This window comes from Streptomyces pseudovenezuelae (assembly GCF_029892565.1).
In the GTDB taxonomy this organism is placed as follows: Bacteria; Actinomycetota; Actinomycetes; order Streptomycetales; family Streptomycetaceae; genus Streptomyces; species Streptomyces pseudovenezuelae_A.
In genome coordinates this window covers 550,851-577,214 of the sequence record NZ_JARXVH010000006.1, presented here as the reverse complement: position 1 = coordinate 577,214, position 26,364 = coordinate 550,851, and the positions used below count along the sequence as shown (strand labels likewise).

Below are 26,364 nucleotides of genomic sequence, written 5' to 3'. Positions count from 1 at the left end.
TGCCGCCGCCTGTCAACAGTCGCCTGACCTGCTGCTACGTCGCTGATGGCCTGGTCAGGGCAGAGGATGCCCAGGTCGCGCGTCGAGGCGGCGACCCAAGATCCGTACCGCGCCACCCCGGGAGATCACTCGCCCGGCCGTACGAACACCGTCCGGCCGCCGACCACGGTGCGCAGGCATACGGGGAGGTCGTGGCCCGGGGTCAGGTCGGGCAGGCCGGGGGTGCCCGAGCGGGGGTCGGTGGACCAGCGGGCCACCCGGTCGTCGGGGGCCTGCACGACCAGCTCGTCGGTGCGCCACACGGCGTAGTCCGCAGGAGCGCCCGGCACCAGGACGCCCGCGTCGTCGCGGCCGACGGCCCGCCAGCCGCCCCGCGTGTGCGCGGTGAACGCCGCGCGCACCGAGACCCGGTGCTCCGGCGTGCGGTGGAAGGCGGCGGCGCGGACCGTGCCCCACGGGTCGAGGGGCGTGACCGGGCTGTCGGAACCGAAGGCGAGGGGGACACCGGCGCGCAGGAGGGCCGCGAAGGGGTTCAGGGAGCGCGCGCGCTCGGCGCCCAGGCGCCGGGCGTACATGCCGTCCTCGCCGCCCCACAGGGCGTCGAAGGCCGGCTGGACGGAGGCGGTGAGGCCGAGTTCGGCGAAGCCCGCGATCGTCTCGGGGGTGAGCAGTTCGGCGTGCTCGACGCGGTGGCGGGCGGCGCGTACCCGGGCCAGGCCGACCTTCTCGGCGGCGGCGCGGACGCCTTCGACCACGGCGGTCACGGCGGCGTCGCCGATCGCGTGGAAGCCCGCCTGCAGGCCCGCCTCGGTGCAGGCGACGACATGGGCGGCGACGGCGTCGGCGTCCAGGTAGCCGGTGCCCGTGTGGTCGGCGTCGGTGTACGGCTGGTGCAGACAGGCGGTGTGCGAGCCGAGGGAGCCGTCCACGAAGAGGTCGCCGGCCGCACCAGTCGCGCCGAGCGCGCGCGCCTTCTCGACGTCCTGCTCGGCCCAGTAGCCGACGACCCGCGGGCCGGTCTCCTCGGCGGCCAGTCGCAGCAGGTCGGTGAAGTCGTCCTCGGAGGAGATCTCGGGCCCGGCGCACTCGTGGACCGAGCCGATGCCGAGGGAGGCCGCGTGGGCGAGGGCGGCACGCTGGGCCTCGGCGCGCTGGGCCGGGGTGACGGCGGCGAGCGTGGCGGCGCGGACGGCGTGGTGGGCGTCGCCGGTGAGCGGGGCGTCGGCCGCGTCGAGACCGGGGGTGAGGTCGAGCAGGGCGGTGGTCACGACCGCCGAGTGGACGTCGATGCGGCTGAGGTAGAGGGGGCGTCCGCCGGCCGCCTCGTCGAGCTCGGCGCGCGTCGGGGGGCGACCGCCAGGCCAGCGGGCCGCGTCCCAGCCGTGGCCGCGCAGGACGCGGTCGTCGGGGCGGGCGGCGGCGAAGTCCCGTACGCGGACGAGGGCAGCCTCCAACGAGGGCGCGTCGGACAGATCGAGGCCGGTGAGGGCCAGGCCGGTCGCCGTGGTGTGCACGTGGGCGTCGGTGAACGCCGGGGTGACCAGAGCGCCGTCCAGGTCCACGGTCTCGTCGACACCGTCCGCGAAGGCGTCGGCGGCCCCCTCGGAGCCCACCCAGGCCACCTGGCCGCGCTCCACGACCATCGCGGTGGCGAAGGGGTCGGCGGGGCTGTGGACCTCGCCACGGCGCAGCAGGACGGTCTGGGGCGGGTCGGTGCGCTCACTCATGGGGAACAGTCTCGCGCCTCGCTGGGACGCCGCTGCACGCAGGTGAGCTCTCGCCGGCAATCCGAGAGACGCCGGCGGTCAGATGCGCGGCGGACGGGCCTCGTACGGTGTCGACAGGACGACCGTCGTCCGGGTCGAGACGCCGGCCAGTGAGCGCAGGCGGGCGAGGAGTTCCTCGAGTTCGTGCGGGGTCGAGACGCGGACCTTGAGGATGTAGTTCTCGTCGCCGGCCACGCTGTGGCAGGCCTCGATCTCGGGGACGCCGGACAGACGGTCCGCGATGTCGTCGGGGGCGCTGGGGTCGAACGGTTTCACCGAGATGAAGGCGGTCATGGGCAGCCCGACGGCCGCGGGGTCGACCACCGCGGCATAGCCCCGGATGACGCCCCGTTGTTCCAGCCGCCGCACCCGCTGGTGCACGGCCGACGTGGACAGGCCCGTGGCCTTGCCCAGGTCGGTGTAGCTCATCCGCCCGTCCTTGACGAGCAGCTGCACGATTTGTCGGTCCAGCTCCTCCATGGCGCAAGAACCTACAGTGCCCTTGATCTCCTCGGATAGCCGAGCGGCGCAGGTCATAACCGGTTCGTGATGTGGTCGAGGGCGGCTTGTGAGCCGCCCGAGGGACAAAACGGCCGCGTCGGGCACCTGCGGACGGCATGTGACGAACGCCACAGTCGTCGGGGATTCTCCGTGATGGTCTCGTGATTACCGCCGAGACGGGGCGGGAAGTGCTTGCTGTGGTCGAGGCCGCAGTGCCTTCACGGCCCAGCCCTAGGGGGAGAACCTATGCAGAGTCTTAAGCGCCCTGGTCGCACGGCGCCCAAGCGCCTCCAGTCGGTCGTCGAGGCCGAACCGGAGGGCGTCGAAGCCGACGACTACGACGTGGACGAGCTCGACGCGTACGACACGTTCGAGATGTACCGGGTGGTCTGCCCGGACTGCGTGCAGCCCATCGCGCTGCTGGCGGACGAGGAGGTCCTGCCGGAGCACGCGCTGTGCGCCTCGCCGTGGAACCCCTTCGGGCTGACGGTCTGCGCCGGTACGGGCCGCAGCGCCTCCGAGGCTCCGTCCGCGGACGAGTCGCCCGAAGTCCAGGAGCAGGACACGGCCCTGCTGTTGACGCTCCCTCAGGGACTCGACTGGCGGACCCAGCCCTTCTCGCACGTCGGCGGCGCGGGCTCGCGCCCGATGCGCGTGCCGGTGATGCGCCGTCAGGCCGCCTGACTCCCTCGCGGCCTCGCTCAGTCCCAGTACCTGCCCTGCACCATGGCCCGCAGGCTGCCGTGGTGCAGGATCAGTGTGTCCGGGTCCGCCGGGACGGCGATCTCACCGAAGTGCACCTGCCGGTAGGCGACGCGCAGCATGACGATCGCGTGCCGCAGTGCCGCGTACAGCGTGTAGAAGTCCATGTCGCGCGGTGTGTGGCCGGTGAGTCGGGCGTAGCGGGCCTCGACACGGTCCCGGCGGAAGAACTCCGGCAGGCCGGACTGTCCGAAGGCGACGGTCAGGTCCTGGAAGAAGCGGTGCAGATAGACGGTCCAGCCGAGGTCGACCTCGCGCGGGGCCAGGGCCGCCATCTCCCAGTCGAGGACGGCCGCGGGTTCGAAACCGTCGTAGATGACGTTCCCGATGCGTGCGTCGCCCCAGTTGAGCACCGGTGGGCCGGGGTCGCCGGGCCACCGCTCCTCCAGTCGGTCGAAGGCCGCCTCGATGAGGGGTGAGCGGGCGACTCCGGCCACCACCCAGTCGTAGTAGGCGCGTTGGGCCGTGACGTGGCGGCGCAGCGAGTCGCCTTCGCCTGGGAGGGCGAGGAACTCCGCCTCCGGCAACGGGACTTGGTCGTGCAGGCGGGCCAACAGACCTACCGACGCGGCCTCCAGGTGCTCGCGTTCGGTGTCGGTCGCCGCGTGCAGCCAGTTGCCTTCGTACGTGTAGGGCATGACATCGGGCGGGACGCGCCCCTCGACGCGTTCCATGACGAAGAACGGCGCCCCGAGCGGGCCCGGATCCTCCTCCAGCCAGCGCACCTTCGGCACCGGCAGGTCGGAGTGCTCGGCGACCAGGCGCATCGTGCGGTACTGGCGGGGCAGGTCGTAGACCGGGAAGACGGTGTATGCCCCCGGATCGGCCGCCAGGCGCAACGCGCAGGCGGTGAAGGGCGGTTCGGGGTGCTCGATGTCGAAAAGCAGGGTCTCGCTGGACATGCCGTTCGAGACGGGGACGGTGACGCCGGTCGCCCTGGCGCCGGGCAGCCGTGTGTCGAGCCAGGCGGTGAGGCGGCGGGCGATCTCCTGCGGGTCGCGGGTGCTGGTACGGGGACGAGGTGCCGTGGCCATGGCGCAACCCCCTTACGGAGCAACCGAGTTGAAGTCCGTGAACCCGCTCGGGTCGTGCCGTCCGAACGAGCCGTGCTCGAAGATGCCGTGGCCGACCCGGCCGTCCAGCCGGAAGCGCGCCGCGTGGTCGGTGACCCCGTAACCGGCGAGCGGGTGGGCCTCGGTGAGGTCGTAGGTGCGCCGGTCGGTCCAGCCGCGACCGCGCCAGGTGCCGTGCTGCCAGTCGTCGGCAGGCGGGTAGCCGGCGCCGAGGGCGAGGGGAGACGAGGTGAGGATCTCCACCTCCAGCTCCTGCGGTTTACGGGGGTCGCCGAGGTGGACGAGGGCGCGTTCGGGGTGGCGGGTGCCGGAGCGGTAGGTGATCTCGGGCTGTGGCCAGCCGAGTTGGCGGTCGCGGTGGCCGGGGCGGACGAGGGTCGCGTCGTTCAGCGTGCGGTAGCCGTCCGCGTCCTCCTGGACGATCACCATCAGGAACCGGTCCTCGAAGCGGACCGGGCACCAGATCCAGTGGAAGCCCTCGGTCGGATGCTCCTCGGCGAGTCGGCCGCCCTCCTCCCCCGGTATCGGCCGCACCCCCCAACTGCGGTCACGGGTACCGGTCCACTCCCCCGCGGTGACCCGGAACTCCTCGCCGCCGGCCCGCACGAAACCCTCGACGCTCCCGGCCTGCACGAAGCGCCGCCCCTCCAGCGTGAGCCGGTCGCCCCGGCGTTGGAGGTGATGGGGTTCCCAGAGCGCGGGGAAGTCGGCGGTCCACGTGAGGTCGTACGACAGGGAGTCGTCCCGGGAGACCAGCCGCAGCCGGCCGAGCGGTTCCTCGACCTCGATCCGCAGCGGCCCCACTTCGAGCCGCATGCGGTCCTCGCCGAGGGCGTCGGAGGCGCGGACCGCGTGCAGGCTGTCGCCGGTGCGCAGGGTCGCGTAGGCGTCGATCACGCCGACGTTCGGATACACCCCGAGGCCCAGGATCAGCAGGGCCCGGCCCTTGTAGTCGAGGATGTGGAAGATGCAGCGGTCGTAGGCGTTCCGGTCGCCCGTCGCCATGTGCTTCATGGAGAGGGGCACCTGATGCACGGGATACTCGTCGAGCGGTACGGGGCGGTCGTCGGCCACGCCAAACCTCCCTGGAGACAGCTGGGCTGACGGTACGTCAGATGGTCGTGGGTGGCCAGACTCGGCGACGGACCCGGCGCCGGACGGGCCGCGAACTCACGCTCGATTCCACGCATCGGTGACCTGTCCGGTCACCCCCGCGTTGCCCTGGTATGACCCCCACGACCCCCACCTACCTGGCGACCGAGAGACGGCGCCGCATCTTCGTCCCGGCACCCGCAGGAACGGTTCAGCCGCCGCAGCCCCAGGACCCCCCGATCTACCGCGATCTGCTGCGCACCTGGGCCGACCGGGGCCGCACCCTGCCGGGGCGGTACGACCCGGAGTGGGTCAGGCTGGCCGCCCCGACGGTCGTCCCGGGTCAGTTCAGCGGGTCTCCGGACCCGCTAGGTGGCGGGCGATGACCATCCGCTGGATCTGGTTGGTGCCCTCGACGATCTGCAGGACCTTGGCCTCGCGCATGTAGCGCTCGGCCGGGAAGTCGGCGGTGTAGCCGTACCCGCCGAGGATCTGGACGGCGTCGACGGTGACCTTCATAGCGGTGTCGGTGCAGTGCAGCTTGGCCATGGCCGCCTGCTTGGCGAACGGCCGCCCCGCGTCCCGCAGTCGCGCCGCCGCCAGGTACAGGGCGCGGCCCGCCTCGATCTGGGTCGCCATGTCGGCGAGCATGAACCGCAGCCCCTGGAAGTCGGCGATGGGCCGCCCGAACTGCCGACGACCGGTGGCGTATCCGACCGCCTCGTCGAGGGCCGCCTGGGCGAGGCCGATCGCACAGGCCGCGATGCCGAGCCGGCCGGAGTCGAGTGAGGCCAGGGCGATCGCGAAGCCCTGCCCCTCGTCGCCGAGCCGTCGCTCGTCGGAGACCCGGACCCCGTCGAAGTGGACCTGCGCGGTGGGCGAGCCCTTCATGCCCATCTTCTTCTCGGGCGCCGCGCCGCTGACGCCCTCGGCGTCGCCCGGGACCAGGAAGGCGGTGATGCCCCGGGGGCCCTCCTCGCCGGTGCGGGCCATCACGGTGTAGAAGTCGGCGATGCCGCCGTGCGTGATCCAGGCCTTGGTGCCCGTGATCACCCATTCCTCGCCGTCCCGGACCGCCTTCGTGCGCAGGGAGGCCGCGTCGGATCCGGAGGAGGGTTCGGAGAGGCAGTAGGCGCCCAGCAGGCCGCCGCCGAGCATCGCGGGCAGGTGCTCGACCTGCTGCTGCTTCGTGCCGTAGGCGGCGAGCGCGTAACTGGCGAGGGTGTGCACGCTGACACCGAGGCCGACGGTGAGGCGCGCCGCGGCGAGCTCTTCGAGGACCTGGAGGTAGACCTCGTACGGCTGGTCACCGCCGCCGTATTCGGAGTCGTAGGGAAGTCCGAGCAGTCCCGACTGCGACAGGAGGGTGAAGACCTCGCGCGGGAAGCGGCCGGAATCCTCCTCCTGGGCCGCCTTCGGGGCGATCTCGTGCTGCGCGATGTCGCGGACGAGCGAGATCAGCTCCCGGGCCTCATCCGTGGGCAGTTGCCGGTCCACCGGCTGCGGGGCGCGGTCGGGCATGGCGACGCTCTCCTCCCTGTTTCGGGCACATCGGCAAACGAGCGCCTTGGGTGGACGCGGCGTCGCCGGGTCGTACGTGGTGCCTGGCCGGTGCTCCGCTTCCGGGTCTCGGAAGCTGCTGACCAGCGGCTGTGCGTTGTGAGTATGCCCGATCGAAGGCAGCCAGTCACCAGTTAACGACCGCTCACTTCAAGACTATCGCGAGCCGCCGACAACCCCCGTCGAATCTGCGTCCTATTGGTCCGCACCACCGTCGGATTGGTCCGCACCATTGACCTGACTGGTCTAGTCCTCCTAATGTTCATTGCCAACGCTTTACCGCGTTCATGCCAATCGGCGCGCGTTCCCCTCTCCCCCACGAGGAGACACCCGATGCACGTCCCGCACCTCCCCCGCGCCTCCTTCCGGGCGCTCGTCTCGGCCGCGTGTTGTGCGGTCCTCGGCGCCGGGCTGCTGGCCGGCGCCACGAATGCCACCGCGAAACCGGCCGCGCCCGCGACGCAGGCGGCCGCCGGGTCCAAGGTCGTCGGCTACTTCACGGAATGGGGTACCTACGACCGCAAGTACCTCGCCAAGAACGTCGAGACCTCCGGCTCGGCGGCCAAGCTCACCCACATCAACTACGCCTTCGGCAACGTCACCGGCGGCAAGTGCGCCATGGGCGACTCCTACGCGGCGACCGACCGGACCTACACCGCCGCCGAGTCGGTGGACGGCGTCGCCGACACCTGGGACCAGCCGCTGCGCGGCAACTTCAACCAGCTGCTGAAGCTGAAGAAGAAGCACCCGAACCTCAAGATCCTCTGGTCCTTCGGCGGTTGGACCTGGTCCGGCGGCTTCGGCGAGGCGGCGAAGAACCCGGCCGCGTTCGCGCAGTCCTGCTACGACCTGGTGAAGAACTCCAAGTGGGCCGGCGTCTTCGACGGCATCGACATCGACTGGGAGTACCCCAACTCCTGCGGGCTGTCCTGCGACACCAGTGGCCGGGACGCCTTCAAGAACCTGATGTCCGCGCTGCGTTCGAAGTTCGGCAGCTCCAGCCTGGTCACCGCTGCCATCACCGCCGACGCCACGGCCGACGGCAAGATCGACGCGGCCGACTACGCGGGCGCGGCGCAGTACGTCGACTGGTACAACCCGATGACGTACGACTTCTTCGGCGCCTGGGACGCGGCGGGACCGACCGCCCCGCACTCCCCGCTGAACTCCTACACGGGCATACCGAAGGCGAACTTCTACACCTCGGCGACCATCGCCAAGCTCAGGGGCCTCGGCATCCCCGCCTCGAAGCTGCTGCTCGGCATCGGCTTCTACGGCCGCGGCTGGACCGGGGTCACGCAGGCGGCGCCCGGCGGCACGGCGACCGGCCCGGCGACGGGCACCTACGAGCAGGGCATCGACGACTACAAGGTGCTCAAGACCAAGTGCCCGGCGACCGGCACGGTGGGCGGCACGGCGTACGCCAAGTGCGGGAGCGACTGGTGGAGTTACGACACCCCGGCGACCATCGGCACGAAGATGACGTACAAGAACCAGCAGGGCCTGGGCGGCACCTTCTTCTGGGAGCTGAGCGGGGACACCTCGAACGGTGAGCTGATCAAGGCCATCAACTGACCTTCATCAGAGGGTGACTTGGGGCGGTGGTCCGGCCACGGGCCGCCGCCCCTATGTCAGTTGTCGCGCCGCGCGGGTGCCGGGGCCGGGTAGGAGGGGTCCAGTTCCTCGATGGCGCGCATGGCGCCGCCGAGCGTCTTGACCAGGATCTCGCGCATGGTCTCGCGGGACAGCGAGGGGCGGTCGATCCAGTCCAGGGCGGCCCCCTCGACACCGCACACCCAGGCGAACAGGCTCATGCGGGCCAGCGGAGCGATGTCGGTGCGGCCGTACGCCCCGTCGGCGATGGTCGCGACGATCGCCTCGCGCACGCCGTCCCGGATGGCGTGCACCTCGGCGTCGAAGCCGACGCCGCCGCTGACGATGGTGCGGTAGGCGGCCTGGTTGTTCTCGGCCCAGCGCAGATAGCTGTCCATCGTGCGCTGGACCCGGTCCACCTGCGGCAGTTCGAGTCCGCTCGCGGCGAAGGTGATCAGGTCGGCGACGGAGTCGTGGATGATCGCCAGGTAGTAGCCGCGCTTGGACTGGAAGTAGTAGTAGATCAGCCCCTTGGCGACATGCGCCTGCCGGGCGATGTCGTCCATCGAGAGCGCGTCGTACGACGTGTCGGCGAACAACTTCCGCCCGATGGCGATGAGTTCGGCGCGGCGCGCCAGCGAGCGCTCCGTGCCGCGCGCCCGCGGCCGGACGGCGTCGCTCTGGTGGCTGATGTTCAAATTCGACCCTGTTTCCAAAGGGCGGCGGGACCTCCGCAGTATGGCAGGTCGTATCTGTCAGGTCACAGCAGACCGAGCTGGGCCACGAGCATCGCGACGACCACGACGAGGGTCCAGCCCATGACGTGCTCAAGGACCTTCGGGCCGTCGTCCTTGGGGCCGCCGGTACGGGCACGGGCAGCGGTGGCTGAGTGTGTCGTCATGGCTTCTCGCTGAGGTCGGATGCATCGGGTGGATTCCCCCCACCGATCCGTCCACCTTGCCACTGATCAGCCCTTTTGCGGCCGAGAGCTTGGTCACACGGGCCTTGGACACACGCCGACGGAAAGGGCCCCGGTCTCCCGGGGCCCTTGTGCCGTGCCGGTCCGGTCAGCGCACGCCGACCGCCGCGAGCGCCTTGCGCTGGCGGTGGGTGGGCGCCGTAGGGAAGTAGAGGTAACAGACCCCGCCGGTGCCGGAGGTGACCTTGCCGGAGGCGTTGTACCGCTTGGTACGCAACCAGATGTTCTCCCACTCGCGCCGCTTGTAGACGCGCCGCACCGCCGCGTCGCTGGGCGAGGCGGGGTCGTTGGCGATCACGTCGCCGTCGGCGGTGAAGCCGATCACGGTCATCAGGTGCCCGGAGGTCCCGTAACCCGCCCCCGTCAGCTCCTCCTTGAGGAAGGACTGGGACGTTATGGCCGGGATGCCGGCCGCGATCAGCGTCTCCAGGTCGGTGAGCGAACCGAGCCGGGTGACCACGCCCTGCAGATCCTTGAACGTGGCCGCGTAGGCCGCGTTGAACGGCCAGTTGCCGCAGCCCGCGTACTGGTAGTCGTACGTGTAGCGGGCCGCGTGGCACACCTGCGGGTCGGCGAACGCCGGGTCCACCCAGGCCAGTTGCTCGGGGGTGAGCCGGCCGCCCCAGTACTCGATGATCATCTGCGAGGAGGTGGGGCTGCACCAGGCCTCGCCGCCGTTGTCGTACTCGGGGTACTGGCCCGCGTGGATCTCCTGCGAGTAGCGCGGGACGATCAACTCCTGGGCGAGACCCGCGGTTGAGGCCGGGACGGTGAAGCGGTCCGGGATGTCGGAGCCCATCGCGCCGAGCCGCCACACCGTGGGCGTGAGCCGGGTGCCGGGCTTGCGGTAGAGGGTCAGGCGCAGCCGGTACGACACCAGGCGCAGGCCGGTGGTGGCGTCGTCGATCGCGAAGGTGTCGGTCCAGATGGTGCTCTTGCCGTCGGTCTGGTCGTCGACCGAGGTCCGCTTGATGTCCCCGTCACCGGCGGCCCAGCGGCCCATGACGTACCAGGGCGTGGCCGTGCCGTCGGAGTACTTCCCCGTCAGCTCGACCTGGAGCCAGGTGCCGGCCGGGGTGCGCGCGTTCCAGGAGGAGATCACCTCGGTGGCCGGGACGGCGAGCTTGTGGACGGGGGACGTCCAGGTCGCGTACTCCCAGGCGGCGGTCGTGCCGGTGTGCGGGTCGGTGTAGTCGGTGGTTCCGGCCGGGGCCGCGATCACCACGCCGGGACGGGCACCCGCGACGGCGCGGGCGCCCTTGGCGGCACCGCCGCGCCAGTCGGTGTACGTGGTCCAGGCCCGGTAGTCGACCTGGCGGCCCTGCCGGGCCGGGATGTCGGCGGCGTCCGCGGAGTCGGTCGCGTCGGCGGCCACGGCGGGTCCTGCGCTGCCCACCACGGCCGCGGCGACCGCGGCGGCCAGGACGGTTCTGCGGGACGGCTGTTCGGCTCTGCTCATGGGTGGAGAGACCCCCAGGTGTCCGAGTCGGTGCTGGTCCCATGCACGTTGCGCTGCACGGTTGTGCGCCAACTATGACCGCAGGAGGCGCCTCCTGCCAGCAATTTCGTCCATGGCACGCCCATGAATATTGGTCTCGACCACTGACGTGACCGGCTCAGGAACGCGGCAGGGAGCACCTCCAGGGTCCCGCCCCCGAGCACCCCCGTGAGACACTGCTCGCCGGTCAGCCCATATCGGCCCATTTCGCCACCGCACAGCCAAGGAACAGCCATTCACGACCTCGCCTCCCGGCTCCGCCGTCTCCCCGCCTCCTGCGGCCCGGTCCGTCTGGTCGGCGTCGACGGGCACGCCGGCTCCGGAAAGACCACGTTCGCCGGGGAGTTGGCCCGCGCCCTGGACGACGCCCCGGTGCTGCACCTCGACGACATCGCCAGCCACGACGAGCTGTTCGCGTGGACCGGGCGGCTGCTGACGCGGGTGATCGAGCCGTTCCATCGCGGCGAGAGCGCCGAGTACGCCCCCTACGACTGGCAAGCCCGCCACTTCGGACCGCCCCGCACGCTCCCGCCCGCCCCCGTCGTACTGATCGAGGGCGTCGGCGCGGGCCGCCGCGCACTGCGCCCGCATCTGGCGTGTCTGCTGTGGATGGAGTTGCCCTCCGAGGAGTCGTGGACGCGGGGACGCCAGAGGGACGGGGAGGAACAGCGGGAGTTCTGGGGCGAGTGGGTCTCGGCGGAGCGTCGGCATTTCGCCGAGGATCCTTCACGACCCTTCGCCGACGCCCTGGTACGGCAGTGCGTGAAGGGGTACGAGGTACTCCCGGGGCCCGTGAACACCGCTGGACTGGACCACGCACTCACGCTGGGTGACGGACCATCCGCAATGTGCTGAACCTGTGAAGACGCCCGTTCGGCAACTTCCCGGAGTGCCTCAACTCGGCTTGACCGCATAGCCGTACAGGACTTACGTTCTGAATGTGCGGCCATGCGAAGCCGCCCAGAAACGCGAAGCCCCCGGTTGTTCCCCCGTGATCGGGGGCTTCGTTCTGCCCTCGTCCCGCTATTCGGACGCTCTACGGCGCAATTCGCTCACGCACGGTGACCGTTCCCGATGCGCCCCATCTGCTCCCACCTCGCCAAACGGCCTGTGCGGCACCCTACGGCGGGCGACACCGGCGCAGGTACGATGCCCTCGGTGCGACCTTCGGACGGCTGCGCGCACCGCAACTCCGGTCCGCGGCACGGCGGTTCGATCAAGGAGGCCGACGGGCAACGGCCCGCCGGCCAACCGACGGGGGCACGGTTTGTGGGGGACGTGATGGACTTCGGCACGCGGGGCCCCGAGGCCCCGGCCGACCTCGCCTGGCTGCGAGGTGTGGATGCCTACACGATGGGCGCCTATCCGCAGGCGGAGGAGGAGTTCCGGGCCGCGGTGCGGATGGATCCCGGGATGGCCGACGGATGGCTCGGCCTGCACGCGCTGCGCGTCGACACGACGACCGCGCTGCTGCGGATGTTCCGGCACCGCGACCGCTTCGGCGAACAGCGCGCCCGGCACCGGCGCTCCCTCAACTCCTGGTACTGGCTGGGCTGGTGGGTGCAGCCGGTGCTGGAGAGCCCGCGCGATCTGCTGCTCGCGCACGCCTCCCACTGGCTGGACGGACGGCATGTCCCCGAGCTGGACCGGGCCCTGGCGGGTCTGCCGCCGGTGGACGCCGACCACCAGGTCCGCTTCCTGCACGCCTGCCGGGCCTACCTGGTCAAGGACTGGGAGCAACTCGTCCGGCACACCGACCCGTTGATCGACGACGCCCTGCTCGGCATCGAGGCGGGCCTGTTCGGCGGCATGGCCCGGGTCCGGCTGGAGATGTACGGACAGGCCGAGCCCCTGCTCGCGTCGGCCCTGATGCGCTGTCGCAGCGAGCAGCCGCAGCGCAAGGAGCTGCGCTACTGGCTGGCGCGGGCCCACGAGGGCACCGGCCGCTCGGCCGCCGCACTCCCCCTCTACCGGGCCGTGCACCGCGTCGACCCCGCCTTCATGGACACCTCGGCCCGGCTCGCGGCGATCTCCGAGGGCGACGGGTACGACGAGGCCACCGACCTCGCGGCGATCACCCTCTCCGGCGGCGCGGACGCGCTGGAGGGACCGGACAGCCTGGACCCGCTGTTCGGCTCCGAGGGCCGCGATCTGCGGCTGTCCGAGCCGGAGTTGCCGCCGACCGGTCCGCTGCCGTCGGTGATCGATCCGACGGTGCGGGAGAAGAACGCCACGTCGTCGGCGCTGCCCACCGGTCCGACCGACCCCGCCTTACTTGAGGAGGCGCTCGCCGAACTGGAGCGCATGGTGGGCCTGGAGCCGGTGAAGCGCCAGGTCAAGGCGTTGTCGGCACAGTTGAACATGGCCCGGCTGCGCGCCGGGCAGGGCCTGCCGGTCCAGCCGCCCAAGCGGCACTTCGTCTTCTCCGGGCCCTCCGGCACCGGCAAGACCACGGTCGCCCGCATCCTCGGTCGCGTCTTCTACGCGCTCGGGCTGCTCGGCGGCGACCATCTCGTGGAGGCCCAGCGCGCCGATCTGGTCGGCGAGTATCTCGGGCAGACCGCCGTGAAGGCCAACGAGCTGATCGACTCCGCGATCGGTGGGGTCCTCTTCGTCGACGAGGCGTATTCGCTCTCCAACTCCGGTTATGGCAAAGGGGATGCGTACGGCGACGAGGCCTTGCAGGTGCTGTTGAAGCGGGCGGAGGACAACCGGGACCACCTGGTGGTGATACTGGCCGGCTATCCCGAGGGCATGGATCGGCTGCTCGCCGCGAACCCCGGTCTGTCGTCGCGCTTCACCACCCGGGTCGACTTCCCGTCGTACCGTCCCCTCGAACTCACCTCCATCGGCGAGGTGTTGGCCGCGGAGAACGGTGACGTGTGGGACGAGGAGGCTCTTGACGAGCTGCGGTCCATCGCGGGGCATGTGGTGGATCAGGGGTGGATCGACGAGTTGGGGAACGGGCGGTTCCTGCGCACGCTTTACGAGAAGAGTTGCGCGTATCGGGATCTTCGGCTGTCCACGTATCCGGGTGTGCTGACGCGCGACGATCTGTCGACCTTGCGGCTGCCGGATCTTATGCAGGCGTACGGAGAGGTGTTGTCGGGGCGGGGGCCCCAGGATCCTGCCGGGATGTAGGCGGGTCGCGAGAGCTCGGTCGGGTTCTGTGTGATTCGCGGCTGCGGGTGCGTTGTGGCTTGTCGCGCAGTTCCCCGCGCCCCTGGGTGGGGCGGGGGGCCTGCGTCGGTAAGCACCGCTTGCTTCAGCGTGCCAGGGCCTGCTCCGGGTCGGCGGTGGTCGAAGCCTGCTCCGTGTTGTCGCTCGCTCGCGGCTCCGTCACCTTTACCTCCGGAGTCTCCCGGTGGGCCGGGTCCGTGACCTCGCCCACCAGGAGTTCCAGTACGTCCTCCAAGGCGACCAAGCCCAGTACCTTGCCGGAGGTGTCGGCGATCTGGGCCAGGTGGGTCGCCGCTCGGCGCATCACGGTCAGGGCGTCGTCCAGGGGGAGTTCGGCCTGTAGCGTCGTCATGGGCCGCCACAACTGTTGCGGCACCGCGCGGTCGGAGTCCTCCAGGTCCAGGACGTCCTTCACGTGCAGGTAGCCCATGAAGGCGCCGTTGTCGGCGGCCACCGGGAAGCGGGAGTAGCCGGTGCGGGCGGTGAGTTCGACGATCTTGCCCGGGGTGACCGACGGGCTGACCGTGATCAGTGACTCGCGCTTGAGGAGTACGTCCGTCACCGGGCGGGAGCCCAGTTCCAGCGCGTCCTCCAGGCGTTCCTGCTCCTCGGGGTCGAGGAAGCCGGCCTGACCGGAGTCCTCCACCAGGCGGTTGAGCTGCTCGCTGGTGAAGACCGCCTCGACCTCGTCCCTGGGCTCGACGTTGAAGAGCCGCAGGATGGCCCGGGCGCAGGCGCCGAGGGCGACGGTGATGGGCCGGCAGACGCGGGCGAAGGCGACCAGGCCGGGGCTGAGCCACAGCGCGACCTTCTCGGGGGCCGCCATCGCGAGGTTCTTCGGGACCATCTCGCCGATCACGAGGTGGAAGAAGACGACGGCGGCGAGCGCGATGATGTAGCCGAGCGGGTGGATCATCCCGTCGGGCAGGTGGACCCACTCGAAGACCGGCTCCAGCAGATGGGCGACCGTCGGTTCGGCGACCGCGCCCAGGGTCAACGAGCAGACGGTGATGCCGAACTGGGCCGCGGCCATCATCTGCGGCAGCCGCTCCAGGCCGTACAGCACCTGGCGGGACCGGGCCGTGCCGAGCGGTTCGATCTGGCTGCGGCGCACGGAGACGAGGGCGAACTCGGCGCCGACGAAGAAGCCGTTGGTGAGCACGAGCATTCCGGCGAACAGGAGTTGGAGCACGCTCATCGGGTGACCTCCACGACCGACCCGGTCCGCACCAGGCGGACCCGCTCGGCGCGGTAGTGGCCGACCCGGCGCACGGTGAGCCGCCAGCCCGGCAGTTCGGCCCGGTCGCCGGCGGCCGGGATCCGGCCGAGCAGGTCGGCGACCAGCCCGGCGACGGTCTCGTAGGGCCCCTCGGGTACGTCGAGGCCTATGCGTTGCAGGATGTCGACCCGGCAGCTGCCGTCGGCGTCCCACGCGAGCCTGCCGTCCTCCGGCGGGGCGGCGGCGAGTTCGGGCACGTCCTGCCCGTCGTGCTCGTCGCGGACCTCGCCGACGATCTCCTCGACGATGTCCTCCAGCGTGACCACGCCGGCCGTGCCGCCGTACTCGTCGACGACGACCGCGATGGGCTGTTCGCTGCGCAGCTGACCGAGCAGCGGCTGCACCGGCAGCGTCTCGGGGACGAGCAGCGCCGGGCGGGCGATGCGGCCCACGGGGGTGCGCAGTCGGTCGTGCGCGGGGACCGCGAGGGCGTCCTTGAGGTGGACCATGCCGACGACCTCGTCGATCTTCTCCCGGTAGACGGGGAAGCGGGACAGGCCGGTGGCGCGGGTCAGGTTGACCACGTCCTCGGCGGTCGCCGAGGACTGCAGCGCGCTCACCTTCACGCGCGGCGTCATGACGTGCTGCGCGGTCAGTTCGGCGAGCGACAGGGTCCGTACGAAGAGGTCGGCCGTGTCCTGTTCCAGGGTGCCGGCCTGGGCCGAGTGCCGGGCGAGGGAGACGAGCTCGCCCGGGGTGCGGGCGGAGGCCAGCTCCTCGGCGGGCTCGACACCCAGGGCACGCACCAGGCGGTTGGCCACGGTGTTCAGCGCGGCGATGACCGGGCGGAACAGCCGCGCGAAGGCGTGTTGCGGGCCCGCGACGAAGCGCGCGACCTGCATGGGCTTGGACACCGCCCAGTTCTTGGGCACGAGTTCGCCGATCACCATCTGCACGGCCGAGGCCAGCAGCATGCCGACGATCACCGAGACGCTCGGGACGGCCCCTTCGGGCAGGCCGATCGCGGTGAACGGGCCGTGCAGCAGCTCCGCGAGCGCCGGTTCGGCCAGCATGCCGACGACGAGGGAGGTGATGGTGATGCCGAGCTGGGTGCCGGACAGCTGGAAGGAGAGTTCCTTGAGGGACTCCGCGACTCTGCGGGCCCGGCGGTCGCCCTCGGCCGCGGCCTTCTCGGCGTCCGTCGACTCGACCGTGACGAGGCCGAACTCGGCCGCCACGAAGAAGCCGTTGGCGAGGATCAACAGGAATGCCGCTCCGAGAAGCAGCAAGGGGATGGTCATGATGCCGCCGCCTCGATATGTCGTGAGGGGGCGGCGCAGGTACTACAGGACGATCCGTCCATCGCTGGAGGGAGTCACTCCTCGGGTAGCAGGGGGCCTCTGAGGACCGGTGGGAACATCAGTGGCGGAGGCGCAACGAAAACGCCTCCGCCAACAGATTAATCAAGACATGGGTCTCTAGGGCAGATCCCTTGTCGAGCGGGCTTCGGCGAGCGCCCGCAGGGCGCGCGCGTCGGCGATGGCGTGCTGCTTGGCGATGCCCGGCTGGATGCCGAGCGCGGGCAGGCTGGTGCCGTCGCTGAGGTTGAGGAACACCCACGGGTCGCCTGGGCGCAGGTTGACCTGCAGGATCTCCGCCCAGGCCAGTCGGCGCCGGCTGGCGATGTTGACCACGGTCACACCGGACTCGTCGGCGACGACCTTCACCCGGGCGAGCAGCGCGAGCACACCGAAGAGCAGCGCCGCCGTGAAGATGAAACTCAGCCGCTCACCGGGGCCGAGCTGCTCCAGGAGCATCGCGACCGTCGTGATGACCACGAAGATCACGGCACCGGCGACGAGCAGGACGGCCCGGGTACGGCCCGGCCGGAAGGTGACGGGGAGAACAGGCAGATCAGACATGGCTCGTACGTCCCTCAGAGCCGGCAGGCGTGGATCGCCGTGGTCAGGATGGCCCGCGCGCCGATGTCGTACAGGTCGTCCATGATCCGCTGGGCCTCCTTGGCGGGGACCATGGCACGGACGGCGACCCAGCCCTCGTTGTGCAGCGGGGAGACGGTCGGCGACTCAAGACCCGGGGTCAGCGCGACGGCCTTCTCCAGCTGCTCGACGCGGCAGTCGTAGTCCATCATCACGTACGTCCGCGCCACCAGGACGCCCTGGAGGCGGCGCAGGAACTGCTGCACCTTCGGCTCGGCGGCCTCGTCGACGTCCGCGCCGGTGCGCCGGATCACGATCGCCTCGGACTTCATGATCGGTTCGCCGAAGACCTCCAGGCCCGCGTTGCGCAGGCTGGTGCCGGTCTCGACGACGTCCGCGATGACCTCGGCGACACCCAGCTCGATGGCGGTCTCGACGGCGCCGTCGAGGTGCACGACGGAGGCGTCGATGCCCTTGTCGGCGAGGTGCTTGGCGACGATGCCCTCGTAGGAGGTGGCGACCGTCTTGCCCTTGAGGTCCGCGATGGTGTTCGCGGCGCCCGGCTTGGAGGCGAAGCGGAAGGTGGAGCGGGCGAAGCCGAGCGGCAGGATCGGCTCGGCGCTCGCTCCGGAGTCGATCAGCAGGTCGCGGCCGGTGATGCCGATGTCGAGGCGGCCGGAGGAGACGTAGATCGCGATGTCACGGGGGCGGAGGTAGAAGAACTCCACCTCGTTGACCGGGTCGACGATGCGCAGTTCCTTGGACTCGCGGCGCTGCTGGTAGCCGGCCTCATGCAGCATGTCCGCCGCAGGTCCTGACAGGGAACCCTTGTTGGGGACGGCGATGCGCAGCATGAGGTCGGCTTCCTTCGCGTGATGGGTTTGTGCGGGTCTACGTGGAACCAGGGGACTTACAGGCCTGGAGACTTACAGGTGGGCGTAGACGTCGTCCAGCGAGATTCCGCGGGCGACCATCATCACCTGGACGTGGTAGAGCAGCTGCGAGATCTCCTCGGCGGCCGCTTCCTTGCCCTCGTACTCGGCGGCCATCCAGACCTCGGCGGCCTCTTCGACGACCTTCTTGCCGATGGCATGAACGCCCTTGCCGACCAGCTCTGCGGTGCGGGAAGTGGCGGGGTCGCCGGTGGCGGCCTTGTGCTGGAGCTCGGTGAAGAGCTCCTCGAACGTCTTATTGGACATGATGGTGCTAACCCTATGCGCAAGTGCGCGGCGCTCACCTCCAGGGTTCAGATACTGAGCGGAGCGTGGCCGCCGTCGCCACCGCGGCCGTCACCGCCTCGTGCCCCTTGTCCTCGTTCGAGCCCTCCAGGCCGGCCCGGTCCAGGGCCTGCTCCTCGGTGTCGCAGGTCAGCACGCCCATGCCGACGGGGACGCCGGTCTCGACGGAGACCTGGGTGAGGCCCTGGGTGACGCCCTGGCACACGTACTCGAAGTGGGGGGTGCCGCCGCGGATGACGACGCCGAGGGCGACGATCGCGTCGTAGCCCCGGCCCGCCAACACCTTTGCCACGACCGGGAGTTCCCAGCTGCCGGGGACCCTGAGCAGGGTCGGCTCGTCGATCCCCAGGTCGTGCAGGGCGCGCAGGGCGCCGTCCACCAGTCCGTCCATCACCTTCTCGTGCCACTGCGCCGCGATGACGGCGACCCGCAGGTCTCCGACGTTGCGTACGGACAGTTCCGGTGCGCCCTTGCCGCTCACGTTCGTTGTCTCCTCGGTGTGCTTACTGGTTGTTGCAGGTGGACAGGGGTGCCGCGGGGGCCGCGTCCAGCCAGGGCAGGTCGTGGCCCATCCGGTCCCGCTTGGTGCGCAGGTAGCGGAGGTTGTGCTCGCCCGCCTGTACGGGCATCGGCTCACGACCGCTGATCTTGAGGCCGTGCCGCAGCAGGGCGTCGCTCTTGTCGGGGTTGTTGGTCATCAGGCGCACGCTGCGCACCCCGAGGTCCTCCAGGATCTGCGCGCCGGCGCCGTAGTCCCGGGCGTCGGCGGGCAGGCCGAGTTCGAGGTTGGCGTCGAGGGTGTCGCGGCCGCGCTCCTGGAGTTCGTACGCCCGGAGCTTGGACAGCAGGCCGATGCCTCGGCCCTCGTGGCCGCGCAGGTAGACGACCACGCCCCGGCCCTCCTCCTGGATGCGCTGCAGTGAGGCCTCCAGCTGGGGGCCGCAGTCGCAGCGCAGGGAGTGGAAGACGTCGCCGGTCAGGCACTCGGAGTGGACGCGGACCAGGACGTCCTCGCCCTCGCCGATCTCGCCGTGGACGAGGGCGACGTGCTCGACACCGTCGACGGTGGAGCGGTAGCCGTACGCGGTGAACTCGCCGTGCTTGGTGGGCAGTCGGACCTCGGCCTCGCGGCGGACGGTGGGCTCGGCGGCCTGGCGGTAGGCGATCAGGTCCTCGATGGAGATGATCGTCAGGCCGTGCTTGCGGGCGAACGGGATCAGCTCGGGCAGCCGCAGCATGCGGCCGTCCTCGCCGGCGATCTCGACGATGGCGCCGGCCGGGCGCAGGCCCGCCAGGCGGGCGAGGTCGACGGCGGCCTCCGTGTGGCCGTTGCGGACCAGTACGCCGCCGTCCCTCGCGCGCAGCGGGAAGATGTGGCCGGGGCGGACGAGTTCGTCGGCCTGGGCCTTGCCGCTCGCGAGCAGCTGAAGCGTGGTCGCCCGGTCGGCGGCCGAGATACCGGTGGTCACACCGTGAACGGCCGAGGCGTCGACCGACACTGTGAACGCGGTTTTCATCGACTCGGTGTTGTCCTCGACCATCTGCGGCAGCTTGAGCCGGTCCAGCTCGTCGCCCTCCATGGGGGCGCAGATCAGGCCGCGGCACTCGCTCATCATGAAGGCGACGATCTCGGGCGTGACCTTCTCGGCGGCGACGACGAGGTCGCCCTCGTTCTCGCGGTCCTCGTCGTCGACGACCACGATCGGGCGGCCGGCCGCGATGTCGGCGATGGCCTGCTCGATCGGGTCGAGGGACCAGTCCTCGATGCCGTCTGTGCTGTAGAGAATCGGTGCCGCTGTCATGCCGGCGCTCCTTCCAGGACGGGCCGCGCGCCGTCGCGGGAGCGCAGCCACCAGTCGCGCATGCCCCACAGGACGAGTGCGCCGTAGATGACGTAGACGAAGCCGGAGAAGGCGTAGCCGTTGGCGAAGTTGAGGGGGACGCCGACGAGGTCGACGAGGAGCCAGGCGAACCAGAACTCGACCATGCCGCGCGCCTGGGCGTACATGGCGACGACCGTGCCGACGAAGATGTAGGCGTCCGGCCAGGGGTCCCAGGACAGGGACGGGTAGGCCTTGAAGAGCAGGGCCACCGCGACCGTGCCGACGGCCGCGGCGCCGATCATCGCGCCGCGCTCGCGCCAGGTGGCGAACCGCGGGGCGATGTGACCGTCGCCGGCCGCGCCCTTGTTGCGGTTCCACTGCCACCAGCCGTACAGCGCGACGACCATGACGACGGCCTGCTTGCCGGCGCTGCCGGTCAGATGCCCGTAGAAGGCGCCGAAGAGGATGAGGCCGGAGGCGAACTGCACCGGCCAGCTCCACAGGTTGCGCCGCCAGCCGAGGGCCAGTCCGATCAGGCCGAGGATGTTGCCGATCATGTCCGACCAGAGGATGTGCTGGCCGAACAGGACGAAGGCCTCGGAGTTGAGGGAGTTCACTTGCCCGCCCCCTGGCCGGACGCGAGCAGCCGCTCGACGTACTTGGCGACGATGTCCACCTCGAGGTTGACCGGGTCGCCGGGCTGCTTGAGGCCGAGCGTGGTCAGGGCGAGGGTGGTGGGGATCAGGCTGACGGTGAAGTAGTCGGGGCCCGCGTCGACGACGGTGAGGCTGATGCCGTCGACGGTGATGGAACCCTTCTCCACGACGTACCGGGCCAGGTCCGCGGGGAGGGAGATCTTGATGATCTCCCAGTTCTCGGACGGCCTGCGCTCCAGCACCGCGCCGGTGCCGTCCACGTGCCCCTGCACGATGTGGCCGCCCAGGCGGGCGCCCACGGCGGTGGGGCGTTCGAGGTTGACGCGGGAGCCGGCGGTGAGGGCTCCGAGGCTGGAACGGTCGAGGGTCTCCGCCATGACGTCGGCGGTGAACTCGTCGCCCTCGTGCTCGACGACGGTGAGACAGACCCCGTTCACGGCGATGGAGTCGCCGTGCTTCGCTCCGTCGGTGACGACGGGGCCGCGCAGCCTGAAGCGGGAGGCGTCGCCGAGGTTCTCGACGGCGGTGACCTCACCCAGCTCTTCGACGATTCCGGTGAACACTTCCCGGGTCCTCCTGCCACATCGGGCACGGACTCCGGGGCTGTCGATGACGACAGAATGTACGAGCGAGAACACCGGGGGCGACGCCGAAGGGACCCGCCCGGCAGGGCGAGCCCAGATACGGCGACGCGCACACGAATGATGCTCGCCCGCCGCGCACTGCCTCCCATCCGGACTTTAACCGTCGGTCCAGGAATTTCACCTGGTCAACCGGTCACTGGAAGTGACCGGGTCGCGGACTGTAACCGCCGGTTCGGACTTTCACCGACCCCGGAGTGCGCTGCTTCTGGTACACGGCCAGTGTGCCACGCCTGATCCACGTCCATACGGGCGAACGATGTGGGGTGGCTCACAGGCGACGTCGCTGGACTTCTCAACTGGGGATTCCTTGAGGAACCCTTTGGTCTAGTCCTTTACGCGGTACCCTGAACCGGTCCGGCGACGGTGACGACGGCCCTTGCCCGTCGCCGGGCCTCCCAACGCGTGCCGTTCACCGCCCCGGCGCGAACAGCTCCTCCTGCGCCCGGTCCCGCGCCGTCAGCAGCGCCCCGCGCAGCACCGCGCCGCCGCCCAGCGCACCGGCCCGCACCTCCGTCGGCAGCGGTGACATCCGGCGCAGCCGCGCCTCCACCCGACCCGCCAGCTCCGCTCCGCCGGCCTGCCCGACCTCGCCGCCGAGCACCACGCAGCCGGGGTCGAGGATCGCGACGACGGAGGCGGCGCCGACGGCGACGCGGTCCGCGAGGGCATCGAGGAAGCGGTCGGCCTCGGCGGCACCACTGGCCACGGCGGCTCGTACGAGGCCCGCGGCGACCGGCTCGTACGGGCCTGCCTCCGCCGACACGCCGTACCGCTTCGCCAGTTCGGCGATCGCCGACGAGCCCGCCAGCGTGTGGAAGCCGCCCTCGCAGTCCGTGGCCGACGGCAGTCCCGTCGTCCCCGGCACCGGCAGGAAGCCGATCTCGCCGGTGCCGCCGGAGGCGCCGCGGCGCAGGGCGCCGTCCAGGACGACCGCCGCTCCCGTCCCGTGGCCGAGCCAGAGCAGGACGAACGTGTCGCGATCCTGGGCCGCTCCGTCGCGCTGCTCGGCGAGGGCCGCGAGGTTGGTCTCGTTCTCGACGCTGACGCGGGCCTCGGGGAGCCGTTCCTGGAGGGCGGTGGCCAGGCGGCGGTGCCAGGCGGGCAGTCCCGAGGAGTCGCGGAGTTCGCCGGTGACCGGGTCGATCAGGCCGGGGGCGCCGATGCCGACGGTGTGCAGGCGGTCGGCGCCGGCCTCCTTGACCACCCGCTCAACCAGGGCGACCGCCTGCTCCACCGCGGGGCCGGTCCCGGTGTCGTCGCCGATCGGCACGGACGCCTCGGCGAGGACCTGCCCGACCAGATCGGACACGACGACCCAGACGCCCTCGGTACGGACGTCCAGGGCGGCCAGCTGGGCCCGGTCGGTCACGATCCCGTACAGCTTCGCGTTCGGTCCGCGCCGCTGCTCCCCCGCCTCGCCGACCACGGTGATCAGTCCGGACGCGGCGAGCCGCTCGACGAGGTCGGCGACCGTCGGGCGGGACAGCCCGGTCAGCTGCTTCAACTGCCCTGCCGTCAACGGGCCCTCCCGCTGGAGCAGTTGCAGGGCGACCCGGTCGTTGATGGCCCGGGCGGTGCTCGGTGATGCGGGCATGCCGAGATCCTTCCAGATCGGCGGTGCCGTACGGCAGTTGGGACGGGTTACTCGGCCCCGTGCCCGTGCGGCCATTATTCACCTATCTATCAGGCAGGGTTCCTGATAGTTTACGCGGCGCAGGTGGGGAACCGAAGAGATTCGAAGAGATCCTGGGAGGGGCCGGAGAATGAGCGACGTGGCATACGACTCGCGCGAGGTGCGGCGGGCCCGGTACGCGGTGGCCGCCGTGTTCGCCGTGCACGGCGCCGTGACCGGCTCGTTCGCGACCCGCGTGCCGTGGATCCAGGAGCACGCGCACCTCAGCGCGGGCCAGCTGGGATTCGCGCTCGCCTTCACGGCGTTCGGCGCCTCCTGCTCGATGCCGCTGGCGGGCCGCATCAGCCACCGCTTCGGCAGCCGGACGGCGCTGCGCGGCCTGCTCGCCCTGTGGACCCTGTCGCTGATCCTGCCGTCGCTCGCGCCGAACCTGTACACGCTGTGCCTGGCGATGTTCGTGTACGGCGCGAGCGCGGGCATGGCCGATGTCGCCATGAACGCGCTCGGCGTCGAGATAGAGGCGCTGCTCGGCAAGTCGATCATGTCCGGCCTGCACGGCATGTGGAGCGCCGGCGCCCTGATCGGCTCGGCGGGCGGCACCCTCGCCGCGCATCTCGGTGCGGACGCGCGCGTGCACTTCGCGCTCGCGGCGGCCACGCTCACCGCGCTCGGCGCGCTGTTCTGCCGCTGGGTGCTGGACCTGCAGCCGGACGAGGACGAGGAGCCGCCGCCGAGGTTCGCGCTGCCGCCGAAGTCGGCGCTGCTGATCGGGGCCGTCGGTTTCTGCGCGGTGTTCGCGGAGGGCGCGAGCCTGGACTGGTCGGCGGTCTATCTGCGCGACCAGCTGGACTCCTCGGCGGGCCTGGCGGCGGCGTGCACGACCGGCTTCATGCTCACCATGGCCGTGGCCCGACTGGTGGGCGACGCGGTGGTCAACCGCTTCGGCTCGGTCCGCACGGTCCGCACCGGCGGCTTCCTCGCGGCGGCCGGCGGCCTGCTCGTGGTGGTCGCGGGGCATCCGGCGGTGGCGATGGCCGGGTTCGCGCTGATGGGCCTCGGCATCGCGGTGGTCGTGCCGCTGTGCTTCGCTGCGGCCGGGCGCAGCGGCCCGAACCCGAGTCAGGCGATCGCGGGCGTCGCGACCATCACGTACACCTCGGGTCTGATCGCGCCCAGTCTGATCGGCGGGGTGGCGCAGGCGTCGAGCCTGGTGGTGTCGTTCGTGCTGGTGTCGGTGCTGGCGAGCGGGCTCGTCGTGTTCGCGGGGGTGCTGCGGGCCGGCGACCGGGACCGGCCGAAGGTCAGTCGGCCGAGCGCAGCAGTGCCCGACCCGCGGCCCTGAAGCCCTCGCTCCACGGCGCCGGACGCATGGTGGCCGGGTCCAGCCGGACCAGGACCCGGGTGCCGTGGGCGTAGGTCAGCGCGCCGTCGGCCGAGCAGAGGCGGAAGCCGTAGGTCAGGCCGGTGGTGCCGAGGCGTTCCAGCCACAGGTGGACGGCGTAGGTGCCCGGCCTGGTGACCGGTGCCTCGTAGCTGATCCGGAATTCCTTCACCGCGTTGCAGGCGTCGCCGGCCGCCACCCAGTCGCCCGCGTAGTGGAAGCCCTGCTCCTGGAGGAACTCGGACCAGGCCCGCTCGACCAGCAGCGGGTAGCGGGCGTTGTGGAGCAGGCCGAGGGCGTCCAGGTCGTCGAAGTGGACGGTGACGGGGGTGAGCCGGCCGTGCGACAGGGCGGGGGCGGTCGGGGCTTCGGCGGTCACGGCGGGGCTCCTGGGCGTCACGGATGAAGCGGTGGGGACACTCCATCCTAAGCGGACGCTCAGGAGCCCCTGTCGGGAAGGGCCAGGTCAGCCCGCGCCGGTCAGCCGGCTCCAGTCATCAGCCGGCTATCGAGTCCAGCTGCTCGGCGGCCGGACGCAACGCCCAGAGGTCGCCGCCGGGCGGTGCCTCCAGCTTCGCCACGGCCTTCTGCGCGGCCCTGTCCCCCGCGTCCGCCGCCGCGTGCACGACGTCGCTGGCCGCGTAGCGGTAGAACTCCAGCTCAGGGTGCGTCCACGGCGCGGCCCCGGTCGCGGCCGGCAGCAGATAGTCGACCGCCTTGAACAGCCTCTGCCCGTCCGGCCCTTGATGCGCCCACAGGTTCACGCCGACATGTCGGCCGATGGCGGCGAGCCGGGTGTACGCGACCAGGTCGAAGGTCGAGTAGTGCCAGCTCCGCGTCCGCGCCAGCTCCTGCGGCTGGCTGCCGTCGCCCGCGATCTGCGGGTCAAGGCGCTTGGCGGCTGCGTCGCGCACGGTCCGCCGGGCCAGGCCCGTGTCGCCGGTCGCGTAGGCGAGGGCGGCGACCTGCATGTCGTAGAAGGTGCCGTGGTTGTTGGCCGCGGCCCCCTCCTCCTTGCCGAAGCCGCTGTCGACCAGCCAGTCGAGGAAGTCCGAGTTCCAGCGGGTCATACCGGTCCGGTCGGCCTTCGTCCAGCCGGGGGCGCCGGTGGCGAGGAGCGCGAGCGCGTCGACGACGCTGGTGTACGACTGCGAGAAGTCGATGATCCCGATCGCCCGGCCGTCGTACTTGCAGGGGATGAACTGCGCGTGGTCCAGGTTGGGGTTCATCTTCGTGGCGGAGTTCAGGAACCAGGTGCGCAGGACCTGCCCGGCCTTCTCGGCGTACTTCTTCTGGCCCGTGTAGTACCAGGCGAGCGAGAGGTCGTACGTCGAGTCGAAGACCTTCTCGACGTCCTGGCGGTCGGTGCCGGTGTCGACCTCGGGGTTGCGCTGTCCGTCACGCTGGACGTACGGGCAGCCCCAGGGGTTGTCGGCGGTGGGGGTCGTCGAGGGCCACCAGTACGGGGCCTGGCTCAGATAGTCGTGAACGTCCCCGCCGGGGGCCGGCTTCGGCTTGTCCACGACCGTCCAGGGGCCCTGGTTCAGCCAGTTGTCGGCGCGGGCCGTCAAGTTCCGCACGGAGCGGCGGAGTTGGGAGTCGCCGTGGTCGATGCGGAGCTTCGTCTGCTTGAGCCGGGCGCCGTCGAGGACGGCGGTGTCCGGGGTCTTGGGGGCGGCTCGCGTGCCATGGCTGTCGTGGGTGGCTTGTGCGGAGGGGACGAGCACGGCTGCGAGAGTCACCACGGCGGCGAACACGACGGCCGCACGGGATCTTCCACTCATCTAACACTCCGATCCGGAGAGCGGTGGGCCAGAAAGGCGATC

Annotated in this window: 26 protein-coding genes and 1 riboswitch; of the genes, 6 read left to right on the top strand and 20 right to left on the bottom strand. The window is 70.9% G+C overall.

All coding sequences use genetic code 11. The features are described from left to right. Positions 1-125 precede the first annotated feature (125 nt). Together M2283_RS22580 and M2283_RS22575 are read right to left on the bottom strand one after the other, a co-directional pair. Positions 126-1,727: an amidohydrolase gene (locus tag M2283_RS22580; protein ID WP_280878133.1), complete on the bottom strand. Its 1,602-nt coding sequence runs from the start codon at positions 1,725-1,727 to the stop codon at positions 126-128. Positions 1,728-1,805: 78 nt separating this feature from the next. Continuing rightward, positions 1,806-2,246, bottom strand: coding sequence for an Lrp/AsnC family transcriptional regulator (locus M2283_RS22575; RefSeq protein WP_280878132.1), 441 nt, complete (start codon positions 2,244-2,246; stop codon positions 1,806-1,808). Positions 2,247-2,513: 267 nt separating this feature from the next. On the opposite strand from M2283_RS22575, the gene M2283_RS22570 reads away from it, so the two are divergent. Then, a complete protein-coding gene (locus M2283_RS22570; RefSeq protein WP_280878131.1) occupies positions 2,514-2,951 on the top strand; it encodes a hypothetical protein in 438 nt (145 codons plus the stop codon). 17 nt (positions 2,952-2,968) lie between these two features. On the opposite strand, the gene M2283_RS22565 is transcribed toward M2283_RS22570, so the two are convergent. Together M2283_RS22565 and M2283_RS22560 are read right to left on the bottom strand one after the other, a co-directional pair. After that, on the bottom strand, positions 2,969-4,063 hold the full coding sequence (locus M2283_RS22565) for a phosphotransferase family protein (protein ID WP_280878130.1): 1,095 nt from the start codon (positions 4,061-4,063) through the stop codon (positions 2,969-2,971). 12 nt (positions 4,064-4,075) lie between these two features. Then, positions 4,076-5,176, bottom strand: coding sequence for a hypothetical protein (locus M2283_RS22560; protein ID WP_280878129.1), 1,101 nt, complete (start codon positions 5,174-5,176; stop codon positions 4,076-4,078). A 152-nt stretch (positions 5,177-5,328) separates the two neighbouring features. On the opposite strand from M2283_RS22560, the gene M2283_RS22555 reads away from it, so the two are divergent. Then, positions 5,329-5,580 (top strand): hypothetical protein, encoded by a 252-nt coding sequence (locus M2283_RS22555; RefSeq protein WP_280878128.1) that lies wholly within the window; start codon positions 5,329-5,331, stop codon positions 5,578-5,580. Here the strand turns inward: M2283_RS22555 and M2283_RS22550 are convergent. Further along, entirely contained in the window at positions 5,543-6,715 is a 1,173-nt protein-coding gene (locus M2283_RS22550) for an acyl-CoA dehydrogenase family protein (RefSeq protein WP_280878127.1), read from the bottom strand. The two genes, M2283_RS22555 and M2283_RS22550, sit on opposite strands and share 38 nt — an antisense overlap. Before the next feature lie 372 nt (positions 6,716-7,087). Here M2283_RS22550 and M2283_RS22545 point away from each other — a divergent pair, with 372 nt between their 5' ends. After that, positions 7,088-8,329, top strand: a complete 1,242-nt coding sequence (locus M2283_RS22545; RefSeq protein WP_280878126.1) for a glycoside hydrolase family 18 protein — start codon at positions 7,088-7,090, stop codon at positions 8,327-8,329. Between the two features lie 56 nt (positions 8,330-8,385). Here M2283_RS22545 and M2283_RS22540 read toward each other — a convergent pair whose 3' ends face one another. From M2283_RS22540 to M2283_RS22530, 3 genes are all read right to left on the bottom strand, one after another. Then, positions 8,386-9,045 carry a TetR/AcrR family transcriptional regulator gene (locus M2283_RS22540; protein ID WP_280878125.1) on the bottom strand — a complete coding sequence of 220 codons (660 nt, stop codon included), beginning with the start codon at positions 9,043-9,045 and terminating at the stop codon, positions 8,386-8,388. 62 nt (positions 9,046-9,107) lie between these two features. After that, complete coding sequence (locus M2283_RS22535) at positions 9,108-9,248, bottom strand: SCO1431 family membrane protein (RefSeq protein ID WP_124002909.1); 141 nt, start codon at positions 9,246-9,248, stop codon at positions 9,108-9,110. 166 nt (positions 9,249-9,414) lie between these two features. Next, positions 9,415-10,785: a peptidase C39 family protein gene (locus M2283_RS22530; protein WP_280878124.1), complete on the bottom strand. Its 1,371-nt coding sequence runs from the start codon at positions 10,783-10,785 to the stop codon at positions 9,415-9,417. Positions 10,786-11,028: 243 nt separating this feature from the next. Between M2283_RS22530 and M2283_RS22525 the strand changes: the two genes are divergently transcribed. Then, positions 11,029-11,679, top strand: coding sequence for a uridine kinase family protein (locus M2283_RS22525; RefSeq protein ID WP_280878209.1), 651 nt, complete (start codon positions 11,029-11,031; stop codon positions 11,677-11,679). Positions 11,680-12,105: 426 nt separating this feature from the next. Continuing rightward, positions 12,106-13,965: an AAA family ATPase gene (locus M2283_RS22520; protein ID WP_280878208.1), complete on the top strand. Its 1,860-nt coding sequence runs from the start codon at positions 12,106-12,108 to the stop codon at positions 13,963-13,965. A 124-nt stretch (positions 13,966-14,089) separates the two neighbouring features. On the opposite strand, the gene M2283_RS22515 is transcribed toward M2283_RS22520, so the two are convergent. The 10 genes from M2283_RS22515 to M2283_RS22470 form a co-directional block, all read right to left on the bottom strand. After that, positions 14,090-15,202, bottom strand: coding sequence for a hemolysin family protein (locus M2283_RS22515; protein ID WP_280878123.1), 1,113 nt, complete (start codon positions 15,200-15,202; stop codon positions 14,090-14,092). Beyond that, on the bottom strand, positions 15,199-16,524 hold the full coding sequence (locus M2283_RS22510) for a hemolysin family protein (RefSeq protein ID WP_280878122.1): 1,326 nt from the start codon (positions 16,522-16,524) through the stop codon (positions 15,199-15,201). The genes M2283_RS22515 and M2283_RS22510 overlap by 4 nt, the downstream gene beginning before the upstream one ends. A gap of 177 nt (positions 16,525-16,701) precedes the next feature. Further along, a complete protein-coding gene (locus M2283_RS22505) occupies positions 16,702-17,145 on the bottom strand; it encodes a PH domain-containing protein (protein WP_280878121.1) in 444 nt (147 codons plus the stop codon). Positions 17,146-17,159: 14 nt separating this feature from the next. After that, positions 17,160-18,017, bottom strand: a complete 858-nt coding sequence (hisG, locus tag M2283_RS22500) for an ATP phosphoribosyltransferase (protein WP_280878120.1) — start codon at positions 18,015-18,017, stop codon at positions 17,160-17,162. Between the two features lie 72 nt (positions 18,018-18,089). After that, entirely contained in the window at positions 18,090-18,362 is a 273-nt protein-coding gene (locus M2283_RS22495) for a phosphoribosyl-ATP diphosphatase (RefSeq protein WP_006378313.1), read from the bottom strand. 34 nt (positions 18,363-18,396) lie between these two features. Beyond that, entirely contained in the window at positions 18,397-18,882 is a 486-nt protein-coding gene (gene ribH, locus M2283_RS22490; protein WP_020128903.1) for a 6,7-dimethyl-8-ribityllumazine synthase, read from the bottom strand. 22 nt (positions 18,883-18,904) lie between these two features. Next, entirely contained in the window at positions 18,905-20,203 is a 1,299-nt protein-coding gene (locus M2283_RS22485) for a bifunctional 3,4-dihydroxy-2-butanone-4-phosphate synthase/GTP cyclohydrolase II (protein ID WP_280878119.1), read from the bottom strand. Continuing rightward, complete coding sequence (locus M2283_RS22480) at positions 20,200-20,841, bottom strand: nicotinamide mononucleotide transporter family protein (RefSeq protein WP_280878118.1); 642 nt, start codon at positions 20,839-20,841, stop codon at positions 20,200-20,202. The genes M2283_RS22485 and M2283_RS22480 overlap by 4 nt, the downstream gene beginning before the upstream one ends. Then, positions 20,838-21,443: a riboflavin synthase gene (locus tag M2283_RS22475; RefSeq protein WP_280878117.1), complete on the bottom strand. Its 606-nt coding sequence runs from the start codon at positions 21,441-21,443 to the stop codon at positions 20,838-20,840. Before M2283_RS22475 ends, M2283_RS22480 begins: the two co-directional genes overlap by 4 nt. A gap of 152 nt (positions 21,444-21,595) precedes the next feature. Next, positions 21,596-21,726, bottom strand: a riboswitch (FMN riboswitch). A gap of 207 nt (positions 21,727-21,933) precedes the next feature. Next, a complete protein-coding gene (locus M2283_RS22470) occupies positions 21,934-23,118 on the bottom strand; it encodes an ROK family transcriptional regulator (RefSeq protein WP_280878116.1) in 1,185 nt (394 codons plus the stop codon). A 169-nt stretch (positions 23,119-23,287) separates the two neighbouring features. Here M2283_RS22470 and M2283_RS22465 point away from each other — a divergent pair, with 169 nt between their 5' ends. Then, the gene (locus tag M2283_RS22465) at positions 23,288-24,499 is read left to right on the top strand and encodes an MFS transporter (protein WP_280878115.1); all 1,212 of its coding nucleotides are present in this window, start codon (positions 23,288-23,290) and stop codon (positions 24,497-24,499) included. Here the strand turns inward: M2283_RS22465 and M2283_RS22460 are convergent. Further along, a complete protein-coding gene (locus M2283_RS22460; RefSeq protein WP_280878114.1) occupies positions 24,459-24,917 on the bottom strand; it encodes an acyl-CoA thioesterase in 459 nt (152 codons plus the stop codon). The genes M2283_RS22465 and M2283_RS22460 overlap by 41 nt on opposite strands. Before the next feature lie 118 nt (positions 24,918-25,035). Next, complete coding sequence (locus M2283_RS22455) at positions 25,036-26,322, bottom strand: alginate lyase family protein (RefSeq protein ID WP_280878113.1); 1,287 nt, start codon at positions 26,320-26,322, stop codon at positions 25,036-25,038. Positions 26,323-26,364 lie beyond the last annotated feature (42 nt).

Bases quoted from the DNA above. Each gene is read 5' to 3' on its own strand.
- M2283_RS22580 (WP_280878133.1), bottom strand. From the start codon at position 1,727: ATGAGTGAGCGCACCGACCCGCCCCAGACCGTCCTGCTGCGCCGTGGC.
- M2283_RS22575 (WP_280878132.1), bottom strand. From the start codon at position 2,246: ATGGAGGAGCTGGACCGACAAATCGTGCAGCTGCTCGTCAAGGACGGG.
- M2283_RS22570 (WP_280878131.1), top strand. From the start codon at position 2,514: ATGCAGAGTCTTAAGCGCCCTGGTCGCACGGCGCCCAAGCGCCTCCAG.
- M2283_RS22565 (WP_280878130.1), bottom strand. From the start codon at position 4,063: ATGGCCACGGCACCTCGTCCCCGTACCAGCACCCGCGACCCGCAGGAG.
- M2283_RS22555 (WP_280878128.1), top strand. From the start codon at position 5,329: ATGACCCCCACGACCCCCACCTACCTGGCGACCGAGAGACGGCGCCGC.
- M2283_RS22550 (WP_280878127.1), bottom strand. From the start codon at position 6,715: ATGCCCGACCGCGCCCCGCAGCCGGTGGACCGGCAACTGCCCACGGAT.
- M2283_RS22545 (WP_280878126.1), top strand. From the start codon at position 7,088: ATGCACGTCCCGCACCTCCCCCGCGCCTCCTTCCGGGCGCTCGTCTCG.
- M2283_RS22535 (WP_124002909.1), bottom strand. From the start codon at position 9,248: ATGACGACACACTCAGCCACCGCTGCCCGTGCCCGTACCGGCGGCCCC.
- M2283_RS22530 (WP_280878124.1), bottom strand. From the start codon at position 10,785: ATGAGCAGAGCCGAACAGCCGTCCCGCAGAACCGTCCTGGCCGCCGCG.
- M2283_RS22520 (WP_280878208.1), top strand. From the start codon at position 12,106: ATGGACTTCGGCACGCGGGGCCCCGAGGCCCCGGCCGACCTCGCCTGG.
- M2283_RS22515 (WP_280878123.1), bottom strand. From the start codon at position 15,202: ATGAGCGTGCTCCAACTCCTGTTCGCCGGAATGCTCGTGCTCACCAAC.
- M2283_RS22510 (WP_280878122.1), bottom strand. From the start codon at position 16,524: ATGACCATCCCCTTGCTGCTTCTCGGAGCGGCATTCCTGTTGATCCTC.
- M2283_RS22505 (WP_280878121.1), bottom strand. From the start codon at position 17,145: ATGTCTGATCTGCCTGTTCTCCCCGTCACCTTCCGGCCGGGCCGTACC.
- hisG (WP_280878120.1), bottom strand. From the start codon at position 18,017: ATGCTGCGCATCGCCGTCCCCAACAAGGGTTCCCTGTCAGGACCTGCG.
- M2283_RS22495 (WP_006378313.1), bottom strand. From the start codon at position 18,362: ATGTCCAATAAGACGTTCGAGGAGCTCTTCACCGAGCTCCAGCACAAG.
- M2283_RS22485 (WP_280878119.1), bottom strand. From the start codon at position 20,203: ATGACAGCGGCACCGATTCTCTACAGCACAGACGGCATCGAGGACTGG.
- M2283_RS22470 (WP_280878116.1), bottom strand. From the start codon at position 23,118: ATGCCCGCATCACCGAGCACCGCCCGGGCCATCAACGACCGGGTCGCC.
- M2283_RS22465 (WP_280878115.1), top strand. From the start codon at position 23,288: ATGAGCGACGTGGCATACGACTCGCGCGAGGTGCGGCGGGCCCGGTAC.
- M2283_RS22455 (WP_280878113.1), bottom strand. From the start codon at position 26,322: ATGAGTGGAAGATCCCGTGCGGCCGTCGTGTTCGCCGCCGTGGTGACT.